The sequence below is a fragment of the Mesorhizobium sp. M4A.F.Ca.ET.022.05.2.1 genome, assembly GCF_003998845.1.
In the GTDB taxonomy this organism is placed as follows: Bacteria; Pseudomonadota; Alphaproteobacteria; order Rhizobiales; family Rhizobiaceae; genus Mesorhizobium.
In genome coordinates this window covers 1-412 of the sequence record NZ_RZOJ01000846.1, presented here as the reverse complement: position 1 = coordinate 412, position 412 = coordinate 1, and the positions used below count along the sequence as shown (strand labels likewise).

Genomic DNA, 412 nt, shown 5'->3' with positions numbered 1-412 from the left:
CCTCGATGGTGCGCGAGGCGCGCAGCAGCCTGATCCACAACCGCAGCCTCTCCTTGCCCGGCCCGGTGGAGGTCGGTCCCGCTACCATGTCTCGCCTCCGGAAATGGAGATTGCCTGTCCGGTGATCGATCGCGCCGCATCGCTGCACAGCCACAGCACCGCGTCTGCGACCTCGTCCGGCTGGATGAAGCGTCCCTGCGGGTTCGTCGCCGACAGGCTCTGCCTTGCTTCCGCTGCCGACCGCCCGGTCTTTTCCACGATGCGTTGGACGGATTCTTCCAGCATGTAGGTTTCGACAAAACCGGGACAGACGGCGTTGACCGTCACGCCTGACTTGGCGGTCTCGGCGGCCAAGGCGCGCATCAGCCCGACGACGCCATGCTTGGCGGCCACATAGGGCGCGACATAGGCG

The 412-nt window shown here is 66.3% G+C and carries 1 protein-coding gene; it reads right to left on the bottom strand.

Annotated features, from left to right (window positions below):
- Nucleotides 1–81 precede the first annotated feature (81 nt).
- On the bottom strand, nucleotides 82–412 hold a 331-nt coding region (locus EN745_RS35760; RefSeq protein WP_127423369.1), incomplete at its 5' end, for an SDR family oxidoreductase.